The organism is Hymenobacter terricola, assembly GCF_017921975.2.
Classification (GTDB): Bacteria; Bacteroidota; Bacteroidia; order Cytophagales; family Hymenobacteraceae; genus Hymenobacter; species Hymenobacter terricola.
In genome coordinates this window covers 38,923-55,261 of the sequence record NZ_JAGEMO020000016.1, presented here as the reverse complement: position 1 = coordinate 55,261, position 16,339 = coordinate 38,923, and the positions used below count along the sequence as shown (strand labels likewise).

Genomic DNA, 16,339 nt, shown 5'->3' with positions numbered 1-16,339 from the left:
ATGGCAATTGGCCAAAAGGTAGCTGATTCCGTATAGTTGGCTTACCTGCTGTTCGGCACCGGTCGCATTTTCGACTGCCCGGGCAGTCGGCAGTCTTTTTTTCAATGCCTTACGCTTCCGCTCCGAAACCCGCTTCCCGCGCTACGGCCGGGCCCAAAACTTCAACCCAAAAAGCCCCGGCCAAAGCCCCTGCGCCCGCCGCCCGGCCCGCACCCACTTCTACGTTGCAGCCCGGCATGGGCGCCGTGCCCCACGCCGGCGGCACCACCTTCCGGGTGTGGGCGCCCAATGCGGAATCAGTCGCCGTCATCGGCACTTTCAACGAGTGGAGTGCCGATAAAAACCCGCTCCAACACGAGGAAAACGGCTATTGGGCCGCCGACGTAGCCGGTGCCAAGCCCGGCGACGAGTACAAATTCCACCTGATTAATCAGGGCAACCCCATTGACCGCAACGACCCCTACGCCCGCCAGATGACCAATTCGGCCGGCACGTCGGTGGTGCACGACCCGAATTTTGACTGGGGCGACGACCATTTCCAGATGCCGGCCTGGAACGAGCTGGTGATTTACGAGCTGCACGTCGGCACCTTCAACGCCCCCGATGCGGACCACGTCGGCACCTTCCTCAGCGTGGCCGAGAAGTTCCCGTACCTGCGCGATTTGGGCATCAATTGCATCGAGCTGCTGCCCGCCACCGAGTTTCCGGGCAGCCGCTCCTGGGGCTACAACCCGGCCAACCCGTTTGCGCTGGAAAGCGACTACGGCGGGCCGGTGGCCTTCAAGGAAATGGTGAAGCAGGCCCACCAGCACGGCATCGCGGTGGTGCTCGACGTGGTATACAACCATTTCGGCCCCGGCGACCTCGACCTCTGGCAGTTCGATGGCTGGAGCGAGAACGATGGCGGCGGCGGCATCTACTTCTACAACGACTGGCGGGCCAAAACGCCCTGGGGCAACAACCGCCCCGACTACGGCCGCCCCGAAGTGCGCCAGTACATCCGCGACAATGCCCTGATGTGGCTGCAGGAATACCGTTGCGACGGCCTCCGCGCCGATGCCATTGCCTTTATCCGCAACGTGAAAGGGGAGGAAAACCCCGGCGACGACCTGCCCGACGGCTGGAGCCTGATGCGCTGGATTAACGAGGAAATCGACCAGACCATGCCCTGGAAAATCACCATCGCTGAGGACATGCGCGGCAACTGCGCCATCACCGAAAGCGTGGCCAACGGCGGCCAGGGTTTCGACTCGCAGTGGGACAGCTCGTTCGTGTACCCCATCCGCGAAGCGCTGACGACCCCGAACGACGCCGACCGCAACATGGCCGCCGTGGCCGAAGCCCTCACCCAGCTCTACAACGACAACGCCTTCCGCCGCGTCATCTACACCGAAAGCCACGACGAAGTGGCCAACGGCAAGAGCCGCGTGGCCGAGGAAATCATGCCCGGCGAGGCCGATGGCTACTTTTCCAAGAAGCGCACCACCCTGGGCGCGGCCCTGGTCCTCACCGCCCCCGGCATCCCCATGCTGTTTCAGGGCCAGGAGTTTCTGGCCCTCGGGGCCTTCAACGACGCCGAGCCGCTGGAGTGGCAGGACGTGGCCGCGCACCCCGGCATGGTGCAGCTCTACCGCGACCTCATTGGCCTGCGCCGCAACCTGAGCGGCCACACCCGGGGCCTGGGCGGGCAGCACACCCACGTGTTCCACGTCAACAACGACGCCAAGCTGGTGGCCTTCGCCCGCTGGGCCGACGGCGACGGCGGCCCCAACGACACCACCGTCGTGCTCGCCAACTTTGCCAATCAAACCTACGAGCACTACACCATCGGCCTGCCCGGCCCCGGCCGCTGGAAAGTGCGGTTCAATAGCGACTGGAAGGGCTACGACGGCGATTTCGGCGATTTCGACAGCCTCGGCATGGAAGCCGAAGAAGGCGAATACGACGGCTACGCCTGGCACGGCAGCATTGGGCTGGCCCCGTACGCGGTGCTGATTTTGTCGCAGGAAGGCTAGGCGGCTTGTTCCAGGGAACGAAAAAGAACGTCATGCCGCGCTTGCCGCAGCATGACGTTCTTTGTTTTTAGTGACTTTTTGCCGCTTCTGAGCGATGAACACATAACGACTTTGCTATGACAACTCCCGCCACTTCCATCAACAGTCCCAATTCCGAACTGCAAAATGCCGTTTTTATTACTGCCGGCGTGCTTTCGGCGGCCTTCGGCCTGAAGGCTTTTCTGCTGTCCAGCCACTTCATCGACGGCGGCGTCACTGGGGTGTCCATGCTGCTGGCAGCGGCCCTGAAGCTGCCCCTGGCCGCCCTCATTCTGGTCATCAACCTGCCGTTTGTGGCCCTTGGCTACCAGCAATTGGGCCGGCGCTTTGCGGTGCGCAGCGCCATTGGCATCGGCGGGCTAGCCCTGGCGTTGGCCGTGGTGCCCTTCCCCGACGTCACCCACGACTTGCTGCTGACGGCCGTGTTTGGCGGCGTGTTCATTGGGGCGGGCATTGGGCTGGCCATGCGCGGCGGGGCCGTGCTCGACGGCACCGAAATTGCCGCCCTGCTCGTGAGCCGGCACTTGGTGCTGTTCAAAGTCAGCGACATTATTCTGATACTGAACGTGGTGATTTTTGGCGTGGCCGTGTGGGTGCTGGGCACCGAGCAGGCCCTGTATTCCATGCTCACGTACTTCGCCGCCGCCCGCGTCATGGAGTTCGTCCTCAACGGCATCGAGCAGTACACGGGCGTCACCATCGTCTCGGAGCACAGCGAAGCCATCCGCAAGGTCATCACCGAGCAACTGGGCCGGGGCGTGACGATGTACCAGGGCAAATCGGGCTACGGCCAGCGCGGCGAGCAGGGCGTGGAGCGCGACATCGTATTCACCGTGGTTACCCGGCTGGAGCTGCCCGGCCTGCGCACCGCCGTCAAGGGAATCGACCCCCGGGCGTTCATCGTGCAATACCGCATCGACGACGCGCAGGGCGGCATCATTAAAAAGCGGGCGCTGCATTAGCCCGATGCCGTACCAGCACTGGTGGCGTTACGGCCCAATACCAAGCCATGTGCTCCTGCAAACGGCCTGTTTGTAGGAGCGAACAGCCTGTTCGCAGGAGCAAACAGACCGTTTGCAGGAGCAAACAGGCCGTTTACTCCTGCAAACGCCGGGATTTGCCATCACGCCTGCGCCACCGCTGTTGAAGGTTTTACACGTTGGTTGCGTCGAACTGTTCATTGGCCGGTGTGGGCCAGGCGCCTTCAAACAGGAACTCGGCCAGCGGCTTGCGAACGCGGGGCGCTTCCTCGCGCTCCCGCAGCGGGTCGGGCAGCGCGGAAGCAGGGCCGGGGTAGCCCAGCGTGAACACCACCACCGGCTCAAAGCCCTCCGGAATGCTGAATGCCGCGCGCAGGGCGTCGGGCGAGAACCCGGCCATCTGGTGGATTTGCAGGCCCAGCTCGGTGGCCTCGATGGCCAGCGTGGCGGTGGCCTGGCCTACGTCGTACTTGGCCCAGCCGTTGGGGTTGCCGTCGTGCGAGAAAGCCAGCTTGGCCACGCCCACGGCCAGCACGCCGGCTTTCTTGGCCCACGGCTGGTTGAACCCCAGCAGGCCGCCCAGAATTTTCTGGAACGCCTCGGGGCTGGTCGATTGGCTGCCCACGATGTAGCGCCACGGCTGCTCGCCAAAGCAGGACGCGGACGAGGAGGCAGCGGCAAAAATCTGGTGCACCACTTCGGCCGGCACGGGCTGGTCGGTGTAGGCGCGGGGGCTGCGGCGCTGGGTCAGCACCGGCAAAATGGGGTATTCGAGGGCGAGAACGTTGGTGGTATCAGCCATGGGTTGAGTTGATGAATTGGTGATTTCAGTGCGGGTAACCGCTACCGTGGCGCGAAGTTTTGGCGCCGGCCAAGTGGCTGCTCGCGGCATTCATTCGAAAAAATGCGCCGCGTAGTGGCATCTGAAGCCCAATCGGCTTACCTTTCGCCACGTTCATTTCTCTTCCTTACCCGTCCCCACCCGTATGCAGCCCACGCCCCACGCCCCCGACGCCCTGTTTCCTGACTCCTTGCTGGTGGAAGTAGCCTGGGAAGTTTGCAACCAGGTGGGCGGCATCTACACCGTGATTCGCAGCAAGGTACCGGCCACCGTGCCGGCCTGGGGCGACCGGTACTGCCTGCTGGGCCCCTATTTCCCCAACATGGCCCAGGGCGAGTTCGAAAGCTTCGACGACCTGACCGTGCACACCGCCGACGACCCGTTCGGGGCCGCCGTGCGCACCATGCGCGCCCTGGGCTACGACGTGTGCTATGGCACCTGGCTGGTCACGGGCCGGCCCCGCGTGGTGCTCATCAACCCGTTTCAGGCCTACAACCGGTTGGGCCAGCTCAAAACCGACCTGTGGCAGAGCCACAGCATCCCGGCCCCCGACACCGACGATTTGCTCCACCAGGTCATCGCCTTCGGGCACCTCACCACCATTTTCTTTCAGCACGTAGCCGCCCAGCTGGCGGAAGAGCAGCGCCTGCTGGGCCACTTCCACGAGTGGATGACCGGCGTGGCCATTCCGGAGCTGCGCCGCCTGCAAGTGCCCGTGCACCTGCTCTTCACCACCCACGCCACGCTGCTCGGCCGCTACCTGGCCATGAACGACCCCAACTTCTACGACCACCTCATGTGGGTGAACTGGGAAGCGGAGGCCAAGAAATTCAACATCGAGCCGGCCGTGCGCATGGAGCGCGCCGCCGCCCACGGCAGCCACGTGTTCACCACGGTGAGCGAGCTGACGGTGCGCGAATGCATCTATTTGCTCGACAGAATTCCGGACGCGGTGCTGCCCAACGGCCTCAACATTGAGCGGTTTGTGGCCCTGCACGAGTTCCAGAACCTGCACCAGCAGTACAAGGCCAAGATTCACGAATTCGTAATGGCCCACTTCTTCCAGTCGTACGCTTTCGACCTGGACAAGACGCTGTATTTCTTCACCTCGGGCCGCTACGAGTACCACAACAAAGGCTTCGACCTCACCCTCGAAGCCCTGGCCCGCCTCAACTACCGCCTGCAAGCCAGCGGGTTGGAAGGCCAGGTAGTCATGTTCTTCATCACCAAGCGGCCCTTCACCAGCATCAACCCGCAGGTGCTGGAGCGCCGCGCCATGCTGGACGAAGTGCACGAAACCTGCCGCGCCATCGAGCGCCAGGTGGGCGAGCGGCTGTTCTACGCCGCCGCCGCCAGCCAGGACCACAAGCTGCCCGAGCTTGGCGCGATGGTGGACGACTACTGGAAGCTGCGCTACCGCCGCACCCTGCAAAGCTGGAAAACCAACGCCCTGCCGCCCGTCATCACCCACAACCTGGTGAACGACGGCGACGACGACATCCTGAACTTCCTGCGCCGCGCCAACCTGCTCAACCACAAGCACGACCGGGTGAAGATGGTGTACCACCCCGATTTCGTGTCGCCCTCCTCGCCCCTGCTCGGCATGGAGTACGGCCAGTTTGTGCGCGGCTGCCACATGGGCGTGTTCCCGAGCTACTACGAGCCCTGGGGCTACACCCCGCTCGAATGCGTGGCCCGCGGCGTGCCCGCCATCACCTCCGACCTTTCCGGCTTCGGCGACTACGCCCTGCAAAACGTGCCCGACCCCGAATCGAAAGGAATTTTCGTGGTGCACCGCCAGGAAAAATCCTTCGACGAATCGGCCGAGGAGCTTTGCGACATGCTCTGGCAATTCGTGCAGCTCAGCCGCCGCGACCGCATCATGCAGCGCAACGCCGTGGAAAGTTCCGCCGAGCTGTTCGACTGGAAAAACCTGCGCGTGTACTACGACCGGGCCTACGCCCTGGCGCTGGAGCGGAAGTAAGATGATGTGTTGCTTATGAGATTAACCGTTAGTGATAAACTTGAAATAATGTTGCGGGAAGGCAGCTTGCTAATAGGCGCTGGTGTCTTACTAGTCGCATTACTGAGCCTAATGGTTCAGTTATCCGATTTAGCTTATTCACAAGTGGAGCTATTGGTCTTTGCTGCATTAATCGTTTTAGGGCTATTCTTAATCTATCATAGCATTGACAAACATAAAGTACTGTGGGCACTTGCTGCCGACGCCAGTCTCGTTACCGGCAGACTTGAAGAATCCCGCACAACGACCAAGGAAATTGACGGCACAACCTTTTACCGCGTGGCTTATAGCTACCACTTTGAGAAGCTAACCTATATACACTGCGTAGAGACAGGCTACCCTGAAAAATATGGTAGCCAAGAACTCATTTTCATTCAACGTCTACGACCGGTAAACGCCGTATTCGCCACCGACTTACCCAGCGTAATACGAGAGAAACTACTGTCAGCAATTGCTACCTGATTCCATGCACAGTAGAGTAAACGTTCTGGCAGTAAATGTCTTCATTCTCATTTCCACCGCCGCCCTCGCCCACGAGTTTTGGCTGGAAGCCCCACGCTTCCGCCTGCAGCCGGGCCAGACGGTGAACGTGCACACCTTCATCGGTGCCGATTTCAAGGGCGAGCCCTGGACCACCAAAGCCGCCAAAATTCAGCGCCTCGTGCGCTACGGCCCCACCCCGGCCGATAGCACCACCCTCACGCCAGCCGCCGGCTTTGCCGAAACCGACACTTTCCGCACGGCTTTCTTCTTCGCGCATCCCGGCACCCACGTTGTGCTGCTGCGCTCCACCAACTCCTTTATTGAGCTGCCGGCCGCCCAATTCACCGCCTACCTGCGCGAAGAAGGCCTCGACTACGCCCTGAAGCTGCGCCAGGAAAACGACCAGGAAGCCCAGCCCGGCCGCGAAACCTACCGCCGCTGCGCCAAAACGCTGATTCAGGTGGGCGAGGCCGCCGCCACCACTGCTGCCTCAGACAGCGCCTGCCGCCGCGTCTACGGCCTGCCGCTGGAGCTGGTGCCCGAGCAAAACCCCTACCGCCTGGCCGCCGACAAAGCCCTAACCGTGCTGGTATTACGCGCCGGAAAGCCCGCTTTTGGCGCGGCAGTGCAGGTGTGGCAGCGCCAGCCGGGCGGCCTGCCCACGACTCATTTCACCACCCGCGCCAACCAAAACGGCCGTGTGCTGTTACGATTGTCCGGCCCCGGCCCGTACCTGCTGGCGGCCGTGGATATGACGGCGGCACCGGTCAAGCTGCGCGACCGCGCCGACTGGCAATCAACCTGGGCCTCACTCACCTTTGCCGGCCCACCCGCCACCGTGCGGCCTTCCGCAAAACATTAGTCGACTTCACCCAAAATTTTGGGTTTTTTCTTTACCTTCGCCGTTCTCTTACCCTCCTTGCTTACGCTGTATGAAGTACACGATTGATAAAAAAGAAAGCTACACCATTATCACGATTGAGGAGAAGAAGCTCGACACCACCGTTGCGCCCGACCTCAAATCGGAGTTCGTGAAGCTGAACGCTGAAGGCATTAACAACCTGATTCTGGACCTCACTAACGTGAAGTACACGGATTCGTCGGGCCTCAGCTCCATCCTGATTGCCAACCGGCTCTGCAACTCCACGGGCGGCCTGCTGGTCCTCACCGGCCTGCAAGACCATGTGCTGAAACTCATCACTATCAGCAAGCTCGAATCGGTTTTGCACATCCTGCCCACGGTCGAAGAAGGCATTGACCGGGTATTTTTGCACGCCATCGAGCGCGACCTGACGGACAAAGAGTAGTTTTTTGGCCCTTCGGCGGCTGCCTTGATGCGGCACTTGGCTGTTAGCTGTTGGTTTTCGGGCTGACAGCTAACAGCTTTTTTTTATCTCTTCAATGCCCGGCTTCGGCGTGGGCGTTGCGCTCCTCTCGCCCCATTTCATCCGCCGCCTGTTTTGACTTTTGAGCTGAAGATTTTAGGCTCGGCCTCCGCCACGCCGGTCCTGGCCCGCCACCCCACGGCGCAGGTGCTCACGGTGGGCGCATCCAATTACCTGATTGACTGCGGCGAAGGCACCCAGTGGCAGATGCTGGAATACCGCGTGCGTCCCCACCACGTCCGGGCCATCTTCATCTCGCACCTGCACGGCGACCATTACTTTGGCCTCTTCGGCCTGCTGGGCACCATGCACTTGCAGGGCCGCACTCAGGCGCTGGAAATCATCGGCCCGCCCGGCCTCGACGAGGTGCTCGTGACCCAGGCCCGGGTTTCCAACATGCAGTTGGGCTTCGCCATGACCTTCACGGCCGTGGACACGGAAGTCCACGCCGTGGTTTATGAAGACGAGCAAATCACGGTGGCCGTGCTGCCCATGCGTCACCGCATTCCGTGCGCCGGCTACCTGTTCTCGGAGAAGCCACGCCGCGCCAACCTCCTGAAAGAGAAGCTGCCCGCCGGCCTGAGCCCGCAGCAGCTGGCCCGCCTCGCCCAGGGCGAAGACCTGGAAGCCGACGACCAGCAGCCCGGCCTGCGCCACGCCGATGTATCGGTACCGGCGCCCCCGCCGCGCCGCTACGCCTTCTTCTCCGACACGCTCTACACGCCCGCCCTCGCCGACCTCATTCGCGGAGCCGACCTGCTTTACCACGAAGCCACTTTTCTGGAAGACCTCAAGGAGCGTGCTGCCCAAACCTACCACAGCACCGCCCGCCAAGCCGCCCACATTGCCCGCGACGCCGGCGTGAAACGACTGTTGCTCGGCCACTTTTCAAGCCGCTACAAGGCCCTGGAGCCGCTGCTGCACGAAGCCCAGGCCGTATTCCCCAGCGTTGGGCTGGCCACGGAAGGCTTGGTGGTGAGCATGTAATCAATTTTGCCATGTCCCGCTTTGCCCTCAAAAAACAGCAGCTTTACCTCGTTCTCAGCGGTATTTTTCTGGTGAATGCACTGCTGGCCGAAATCATCGGCGTTAAGATTTTCTCGGCCGATAAGCTCATGGGCCTGCCCGGCAATCTCACGGCGGGCGTGCTCATCTGGCCGGTCGTGTTTGTGACCACCGACATCATCAACGAGTATTTTGGCAAGGCCGGCGTGTTGCGCATCAGCTACCTCACGGTGGTCCTCATCCTGTTTGCATTCGGGGTTATCTACCTCACCACCAAGCTCCCGCCCGCTGATTTTTGGCTTGATGTGAACAAAGCCGATAACCTCGGCCGGCCATTCAACATTGATTTTGCCTACCAGAGCATTTTCCGGCAGGGGCTGGGCATAATTACCGGCTCCATTGTGGCCTTCGCGGTGGGCCAGGTGCTCGATGCCACCATTTTCTCGGCCATTCGCAAGGCCACGGGCGGCCGCTACATCTGGCTGCGGGCCACGGGCTCCACGCTGATTTCGCAGCTCGTTGATTCCTTTGTGGTGCTGTACGTGGCCTTTTATGTGTTCGGCAACTGGACCATGGACCAGGTTATCAGCGTGGCCAACACCAACTATTGGTACAAGTTCGCGGCCGCCATTTTGCTCACGCCGGTGCTGTACCTGGCCCATTTCCTGATTGACCGCTACCTGGGCCCCGCAGAAACCGCCGAGTTGCAGGAAGAAGCAGCCGTCAACACATCCGTTTAATTGCCCCATACCCGTTTCCCAACCCTTTTTCTTCCCATGCGTTTTTTGTTTTTACTGCTGATGGCGGCATTTTCCCCGCTGCTGGGCCTGGCCCAAACCGATTTTGTGCCGGGCACCTACGAGCTGGCCGATGGCACCAAGGGCACCGGCCTGCTGAGCTACGAGAACGGGGCCAAAGCCACGCTGCTGCTGAAAGACCTCAAAGCCGACCCCACCACCAAAGCCGGTAAAAAAGGCCAGGAATTTCCGGCCGGCAAAGTGCGCTCGTTCACCGTTGCCGGCGACCATTACGTGATGCTGCACAGCGTCAAGCTTGATTCGGGCATGCCTTTTTCCACGATGTCGCTCAAAAACAACTTCGGGAAAGTATTGCTGGACGGCAAGCTGGAGCTCACCGAGTTTGACCTCACGGAGATGCTGCACACCAGCCACTCGCGCGACCAATTTGGCAGTAACAACTCCCCCCGGCAGGCCGTCAACTCGAAAGCCTATTTGCTGCGCCGCCAGGGCGAAGACGAAGCCTTTTCAATTCCGGTGGTTGGCAAAAAATACCGCGAGGTGCTGACCTCCTTCCTGGCTGGTCGGCCCGACCTGATTAAAAAAGTAGGTTCTAAGCCAACCACGCAAGAGGACCTCCTCGACTTGATTAAAGCCTACAACGCCGGGCAATAGCCTGACCGCCATTCTGCCTACTTGCCGGAAGAAGCCATGGAAAACGTGAGCGTGTAACTTTTTTCGCCCACCATCCTTTCACCGCCATGCGACTTTTCCATTTCCTGCTGACGGCCGGGGCCCTGCTGTTGCCCGCCATGGCCCGCGCCCAATTCAACTTCGCCCCCGGCAATTACGAGCTCACCAACGGCTCCAAAGGCGAAGCTTCGCTGAAGCTGGCCTTAGCCGAAAACGGCAGCCCGACGATGATGGTGGGCGTGAAAAACGGCAAAGAGCGCAAATTCCGGGCCGCCGAAGTCACGGCCTTCACCATCGAAAACCACCGGTTTCTGCGGGTAAATGACTTTCGTTTCCTCAGCGGCACCGATGCCGATTTCAAGGAGCCCACGCTGCTGGAAATCCTCGAAACCGGCCCGGTCGAGCTGTTTTACTACTACTACCAGGTTGATATGGGGCCCAATTTTAAGGCTCACGTCACGCTGCCGGTGCTGCGCAAAGCCGGCACGAGTACGTTCTTTGCGTACAGCCCCGGCCACACGCCGGGGTTCGACCAGAAACTTGCCCCCGGAGCCTTCGTAGCGGCCCTCTTCCCCGCCGACCAGGCGCTCCAGCGGCAATTTGCTACCAATGCCGTCAGCCGGGCCCACCTCGCTGCCATTGTGCACGCCTACGACCAGGGCGTGCGTTTAACTCACTAATTACCCACATGTCCCGCATTCTCACTGGCATTCAGAGCACCGGCCGGCCGCACCTCGGCAACCTGCTTGGCGCCATCCTCCCGGCCATCGAGCTATCGAAAAACCCGGCCAACGACTCGCTTTATTTCATCGCCGATTTGCACTCGCTCACCACCGTGCGCGACCCCGAATTGCTGCGCGCCAACACCTACGCCGTAGCCGCCGCGTGGCTGGCCTGCGGCTTCGACACCGAGAAAAACCTGTTCTACCGGCAGTCCGACGTGCCGCAGGTTACGGAGCTGACGTGGTATCTGAGCTGCTTCACGCCTTTCCCGATGCTGGCCAACGCGCACTCGTTCAAGGACAAGTCGGACAAACTTTCGGACGTGAACGCCGGCCTCTTCACCTATCCGGTGCTGATGGCGGCCGACATTCTGCTGTACGACGCCGAAATCGTGCCCGTGGGCAAGGACCAGATTCAGCACCTCGAAATTGCCCGCGACATTGCCACCGCCTTCAACAACCGCTACGGCGAAACGCTGGTGCTGCCCCAGGCCCGCGCCGATGAGCAGCTGATGACCATTCCCGGCACCGACGGCGCGAAGATGAGCAAGAGCTACGGCAATATCATCGACGTATTCGCGACCGAAAAAGAGCTGCTGAAAGCCGTTAAAACCATTATTTCGGATAGCACCCCGCTGGAGGCCCCCAAGAATCCGGACACGGACGTCACCTTCAAGCTGTACTCGCTGCTGGCCTCACCAAGCGAAATCGAAACCATGCGCGCCAATTATGTGGCCGGTGGCTACGGCTATGGCCACGCCAAAAAGGAGTTGTACGAGCTGATTTTACGCCGCTTTGCCACCGAGCGCGAGCAGTTCAACTTCTACATGAACAACCTGCCGGAGCTGGATGCCCAACTGGCAATCGGCGCTAAGCGGGCACAGGAATACGGCGCGGGCGTGCTGGCCAAAGTGCGGCAAAAAGTGGGCTATGGCAAGTAGTTGCTCGTTGCTCGTTGTTAGTTGTTAGCTCGCATTCGACTGAAATCCCCAATCGACCAACAACTGACAACGAGCAGCTGACAACTAATACAGCTGCTCGTGCGAGAAGCTGAAGCCGACTTTGCTGCCGCGGCTCACCTGCTGGTTTTCCAGTTTTTGCTTGACGCTGATTTTCTGGATTTCGGGCAGCGGCGGGGCGATGAGGTCGTTGTTGACGGCGGCAATCATGGCGCTTTCCACGAACAGGCGCATGGCGTCGGTGGTAATCAGGTTGTCCGACATGTCGTTGTCGGGCAGCTCCAGCTGCTGCACGCCTTCGAGGAAATAATGGTTGTCGATGTTGACGAGCAGGCGGCCCACGAGGTAGCCAGGGTCGTTCAGGCGCTGGTATTTGATGCTGTCGGCCATGAAGTTATAGGCCATGATGTGGCCGAAGAAGCGCCGCCGAAAATCTTCGCTGACGTAGGCGCTGGGCATGGGGCCGTAATCGTCGGCGAAGGTGACGACGTTGGAGTGCATGACGAACACCAGCAAATCGCCCGAAAACCGGATGTGAAACTCCATGTCGTTGATGGAGCGGTACTCAATCACCACGCTCGAATCGAAGGGCGTGAGCTTGCGGGTGAGTTCCACCACCAGCTCCTGCGACACCAGGCGCAGGCAGTCGAACGCCGCCTTCGTATTGCGAAAAATGGCCTGCTTGGCCGTGGACTTTTGCTTCAGGCCCTCGAAAATCTGGTCGAGGCGGTCGGCCGGAGCCTTAGTGGGCGAGCCGGCCTCGGCGGTGGGATGGTCGTTGGTGGCGGTGGCTCCGGTGTGAATGGCATCTTGCGCCACCAGCACCGCGGCGCCGGCCACGGCTTTATCAATCTTGCTGACACGAGCCGGCTTGCCGGTTTTGGGCGCTTTCGGCTTTTGCCTGGCAGGCGCAGGCTCCGTTGGTGGCGCGGGTGCGGGGACGGGCGCTGTTTCGGCGGGCACAAACAGCTCGGGCACCGCATTCTTTTTGGTGGAGGACTTAGCCATGCAATGAGAGAATAATGCCCCCAGCAAATGGCGGCGCGAAATAGAAGAACGGCGAGAAGCGCGGCCTCAGCCACTGACCCGACGGGGCAGTCACGAAACCGGAGACACGAAATTAAGCGGGGCCCTAGTTTCAGCCGCGGCAGCAGGGTTATCAGCCGGAGTTTTTTCCAGCATTTGGCCGAGGGCGGGTGGGGCATCAAGCCGGGCCACCACGGCCCACTGCGAGCTGCGAAACGCCACCGTGCGCAGCCCGCCGCGCAGGTGGCCGGCCGCCGGCAGCAGCATGGGCCGGGCCGAGGGCTGGGCCAGCGCCTCCCCCACCGTGCGCACGGCCCCGGCCGGCACCGCCCGGCGCGCCAGCTCCGCCAGCAGCGCGTCGCCGTCCACGGCCGCGATGCGCTCGGTGAGCAGGGCCTCCAGCTCGGCCCGGTGCGCCACACGGGCCGCGTTGGTTTGGAAGCGGGCCTCCGTGGCCCAATCGGCTTGCTCTAACGCCGCGCACAGGTGCCGGAACTGGCCATCGGAGCCCACGGCCAGCACCAGCTGGCGGCCATTGGCGGCGCGGTACACGGTGCCGTAGGGCACAATGCTGGGATGGCCCGAACCCAAGGGCTGCGGGTCGTGCCCGGCCACCAGATAGGTACCGGCCTGGTTGGCAAGGGCGGCCAGGGCGCTGTCCAGCAGGCTGACTTGTACCAATGCCCCGCGCCCGGTGCGCTCCCGCTGAAATAGCGCAGTGAGCAGGCCTTCTTTCAGCTGATGCGCGGCCAGCAGGTCCACCATCGCCACGGGCATTTTCTGGGCCGGCTGGCCCGGGCCGGCGGCGTTGAGGTACATGAAGCCGGCTTCGGCCTGGAGCACGGCATCGTAGCCGGCGCGGGCCGTATCGGGGCCGTAGCCGGTGAGGTGGCCGTAAATCAGGCGCGGATTCTCCCTGGTCAGCGTGGCATAGTCGGCGCCCAGCTTCTCGGCGTCGCCGGGCTTGTAGCTGGTGAGGATGATATCAGCGGAGGCGGCCAGGCGGTGCAGGATGCCCTGGTCGGCAGCCGTGGTCAGGTCCAGAATCTGCGACTTTTTACCCCAGTTGGAAGCGGCGAAATAGGCCGAAACCGACGTTTCTTCCGCCGCGGCAGAAGCGTGGGTTTCGGCAGTCGTTTTCCAGGTGCGCGTGACGTCGCCGGCCGGGCTTTCCAGCTTCAGCACTTCGGCTCCTAATTCCGCGAAAAACTGGCCCACCTGCGGGCCGGCCAGCACCGAGGCCAGTTCTAAAATGCGGAGGTGCGCAAAGGGTGGTTGGGTGGACATCGTGATGGTTTTACGCAACTGGAATCAGCAAAGACCAATAAAAGCTCAGGTAGCCAGGTAGCCGTAGTCGCGCAATTCGGCGCGAGGGTCGGCGCCCAGCTTCAGCAGGCGGCCTTGGTGCAGCAAATAAACCACGTCGCACAGCGGCAACACTTCGGCGTAGCGGTGGTCAGTAATCAGCAAGCCTTTGCGCTGCTTCGCCCGCAGCAGCCCGGCGGCCAGGGTTTCAATATGCACGGGCATGACGCCGGTGAAAGGCTCATCGAACAACGAAAAAACCGTGTTGGCGTGCAGCAGCAGCAATACCTGCATCAGGCGCAGCGTTCCGCCCGACAGCTCTTCAGGCCTTGAATTAAGCTGCAAACGTAGCTCTGGAAAGGCGGCCGTGGCTTCATCCAAATCGACGCGTAGCAGCCGGGCGGCCTGGCGCAACGACAGCTGCGCGGGTAGTAGCTGGGCCTGGGGCAGGTAGTTGAGCAGGCCCGCCGTTTGGAAGGCGGGCACGGCCCGGCGGCCATTCACGCGCACCGAGGCATCGGGCACGACGCGGGCCCCGAAAATGGTCTGGAGCAGCGTGGATTTGCCACTGCCGTTGCGCCCCAGCAAGCCGGCAATTTGCCCGGTTTGCACCCGCAGGTATACATCGGTCAGGATTTTCCGGCCATCAAAAGCCAGCTGAATGCCGTCGGCTTCGAGGACCTGGATGCCATCGGGGTAAGAATCCGGGCGCATACTCATGCGAAAAAAGCCTGGATGGCCACCGTTACGCCCACGAAAATTGCCCCATCCAGCACGGCCACCCCTGCCCATAAGCGCCCGCGCGACACGCCCAGATTGTAGAAAAACCAATACTGATTCGGGCGCATTTGCTCGGCCAGGTACCACACCACCGGGCCGGTCAGCAGCTTGGCCAAAGCCAGCGCGGGCAACCTCCCACTGGCCTGGCCGTCGTGTAGCAGCGGCACCAACACGAACCCGGCGAGCAACCCCGTGATGCCCAACATGAAAGGCGCCACGCTGCGGTAAAACAGCAACAGCGCGCGCAACTGAGTAAGTAATGCCGTCATTAAAACAATGGGAACAATGGGAATGTGCCGCTCCAAACGTGCTTCGGGCCCGATTATTCTACCCGCCCCGCCCGTGCGAAAACCGGGAATGTTACCTCTCGCTCGCCTTCGCCCCAAAGCGTAGTTACTGCCGCTGCAATCAGGGCCACGGCATCCTTGCCCCGCGCCTGCTGGTACTTCACCACGCTCGACCAGGTGCGCAGGTACTGCAAAAACCACTCGGCCGACCACTGCCGCCGCACCGCGAAATGAGCCCGTTGCACGTTTGCGAATGGAAACGGAATGCGGGCAAATTCATCGTCGATGTGCCAGCGGTTGGCGTCCCAATAAGGGCCCATAGTATCGCGGTAAAAGTGCTGGACAACCGGGTCAATGTCTGGGTTTATCTGCACCAGGCCGTAGCCCCATTCGGCCAATACTGCCCCCGGCAGGGCCACGCGGCGCACTTCCCGGTGATAAGCTTCGGGCTCGAACCAATGCACTGCCTGCGCCACGGTGATGAGGTCGTAGCGCTGGTCAGGAAACAGGGTATGTTCAGCACGAGCCGTTTGGTAGTGAATGTTGGGGCGCGCAGTGGCTTGCACGAGCTGGCTGGCACTCAGGTCGGTGGCATCCACCCGGATGAAATAATCGGCTAGCACGGCCGCCACCTGGCCGTTGCCGGTGGCGCAGTCCCAGGCCCGCTCGCGGCCGGGCACCTGGGGCAGCAGCCAGTCGTAGAGCGCGCCGGGGTAGTCGATGCGGTAACGGGCGTAGTCGGCGGCTTGGGCGGAAAAACGGTCGAGGGCGGGCATGGGACGGGATTGGGACTAAAGGATGGTAAAGAACGTCCTGCCGGGCGCTGCCGAGGCATCCCGCGTGCAGTAGTAATCGATGCCGTTGCAACGAAGCGGGCGAGATGCCTCGGCGGCGCCCGGCAGGACGTTCCTTCCCGACCATTCCACCCCACTTCGCAACACCCGCGGTTCGCCGTATCTTTACCTCAAATCAAGCGGTTTGCTGGCCAAGGCATCAAGGTCAGCCCTTTACCAACTTTTACTAGCTGAACCTTGACATTTCACGAATTTAACCTCCACG

The 16,339-nt window shown here is 61.6% G+C and carries 17 protein-coding genes; 11 read left to right on the top strand and 6 right to left on the bottom strand.

The genetic code is table 11. The features are described 5' to 3' along the window. Window positions 1-104 precede the first annotated feature (104 nt). Together J4G38_RS13280 and J4G38_RS13265 are read left to right on the top strand one after the other, a co-directional pair. A complete protein-coding gene (locus tag J4G38_RS13280) occupies window positions 105-2,015 on the top strand; it encodes an alpha-amylase family glycosyl hydrolase (RefSeq protein WP_262906050.1) in 1,911 nt (636 codons plus the stop codon). A 116-nt stretch (window positions 2,016-2,131) separates the two neighbouring features. After that, on the top strand, window positions 2,132-3,016 hold the full coding sequence (locus J4G38_RS13265) for a YitT family protein (protein ID WP_210517548.1): 885 nt from the start codon (window positions 2,132-2,134) through the stop codon (window positions 3,014-3,016). A gap of 190 nt (window positions 3,017-3,206) precedes the next feature. Here J4G38_RS13265 and J4G38_RS13260 read toward each other — a convergent pair whose 3' ends face one another. After that, window positions 3,207-3,836 (bottom strand): nitroreductase family protein, encoded by a 630-nt coding sequence (locus J4G38_RS13260; RefSeq protein WP_210517551.1) that lies wholly within the window; start codon window positions 3,834-3,836, stop codon window positions 3,207-3,209. A 184-nt stretch (window positions 3,837-4,020) separates the two neighbouring features. On the opposite strand from J4G38_RS13260, the gene J4G38_RS13255 reads away from it, so the two are divergent. The 9 genes from J4G38_RS13255 (at window position 4,021) to trpS (ending at window position 11,864) form a co-directional block, all read left to right on the top strand. Further along, complete coding sequence (locus J4G38_RS13255; RefSeq protein ID WP_210517553.1) at window positions 4,021-5,859, top strand: glycosyltransferase; 1,839 nt, start codon at window positions 4,021-4,023, stop codon at window positions 5,857-5,859. A gap of 111 nt (window positions 5,860-5,970) precedes the next feature. After that, on the top strand, window positions 5,971-6,360 hold the full coding sequence (locus J4G38_RS13250) for a hypothetical protein (protein WP_226163388.1): 390 nt from the start codon (window positions 5,971-5,973) through the stop codon (window positions 6,358-6,360). A 4-nt stretch (window positions 6,361-6,364) separates the two neighbouring features. Further along, complete coding sequence (locus tag J4G38_RS13245; protein ID WP_210517558.1) at window positions 6,365-7,243, top strand: DUF4198 domain-containing protein; 879 nt, start codon at window positions 6,365-6,367, stop codon at window positions 7,241-7,243. Between the two features lie 70 nt (window positions 7,244-7,313). Further along, window positions 7,314-7,688, top strand: coding sequence for an STAS domain-containing protein (locus J4G38_RS13240; RefSeq protein ID WP_046246220.1), 375 nt, complete (start codon window positions 7,314-7,316; stop codon window positions 7,686-7,688). A gap of 153 nt (window positions 7,689-7,841) precedes the next feature. Next, complete coding sequence (locus J4G38_RS13235) at window positions 7,842-8,753, top strand: ribonuclease Z (RefSeq protein WP_210517561.1); 912 nt, start codon at window positions 7,842-7,844, stop codon at window positions 8,751-8,753. A gap of 11 nt (window positions 8,754-8,764) precedes the next feature. Further along, entirely contained in the window at window positions 8,765-9,511 is a 747-nt protein-coding gene (locus J4G38_RS13230; RefSeq protein WP_210517564.1) for a queuosine precursor transporter, read from the top strand. 36 nt (window positions 9,512-9,547) lie between these two features. After that, complete coding sequence (locus J4G38_RS13225) at window positions 9,548-10,183, top strand: hypothetical protein (RefSeq protein WP_210517567.1); 636 nt, start codon at window positions 9,548-9,550, stop codon at window positions 10,181-10,183. An 86-nt stretch (window positions 10,184-10,269) separates the two neighbouring features. Next, complete coding sequence (locus tag J4G38_RS13220) at window positions 10,270-10,881, top strand: hypothetical protein (protein ID WP_210517570.1); 612 nt, start codon at window positions 10,270-10,272, stop codon at window positions 10,879-10,881. 8 nt (window positions 10,882-10,889) lie between these two features. After that, window positions 10,890-11,864, top strand: coding sequence for a tryptophan--tRNA ligase (gene trpS, locus J4G38_RS13215; protein ID WP_210517573.1), 975 nt, complete (start codon window positions 10,890-10,892; stop codon window positions 11,862-11,864). Between the two features lie 84 nt (window positions 11,865-11,948). Here the strand turns inward: trpS and J4G38_RS13210 are convergent, their stop codons facing one another. From J4G38_RS13210 to J4G38_RS13190, 5 genes are all read right to left on the bottom strand, one after another. Further along, entirely contained in the window at window positions 11,949-12,890 is a 942-nt protein-coding gene (locus J4G38_RS13210; RefSeq protein ID WP_226163386.1) for a hypothetical protein, read from the bottom strand. 90 nt (window positions 12,891-12,980) lie between these two features. Then, window positions 12,981-14,195, bottom strand: coding sequence for a CaiB/BaiF CoA transferase family protein (locus tag J4G38_RS13205; RefSeq protein ID WP_210517575.1), 1,215 nt, complete (start codon window positions 14,193-14,195; stop codon window positions 12,981-12,983). A gap of 45 nt (window positions 14,196-14,240) precedes the next feature. Next, window positions 14,241-14,927 carry an ATP-binding cassette domain-containing protein gene (locus tag J4G38_RS13200; RefSeq protein ID WP_210517578.1) on the bottom strand — a complete coding sequence of 229 codons (687 nt, stop codon included), beginning with the start codon at window positions 14,925-14,927 and terminating at the stop codon, window positions 14,241-14,243. Between the two features lie 2 nt (window positions 14,928-14,929). Continuing rightward, on the bottom strand, window positions 14,930-15,262 hold the full coding sequence (locus J4G38_RS13195) for a hypothetical protein (RefSeq protein WP_210517580.1): 333 nt from the start codon (window positions 15,260-15,262) through the stop codon (window positions 14,930-14,932). Between the two features lie 53 nt (window positions 15,263-15,315). Then, the gene (locus tag J4G38_RS13190; RefSeq protein ID WP_210517583.1) at window positions 15,316-16,056 is read right to left on the bottom strand and encodes a class I SAM-dependent methyltransferase; all 741 of its coding nucleotides are present in this window, start codon (window positions 16,054-16,056) and stop codon (window positions 15,316-15,318) included. Between the last annotated feature and the right edge of the window lie 283 nt (window positions 16,057-16,339).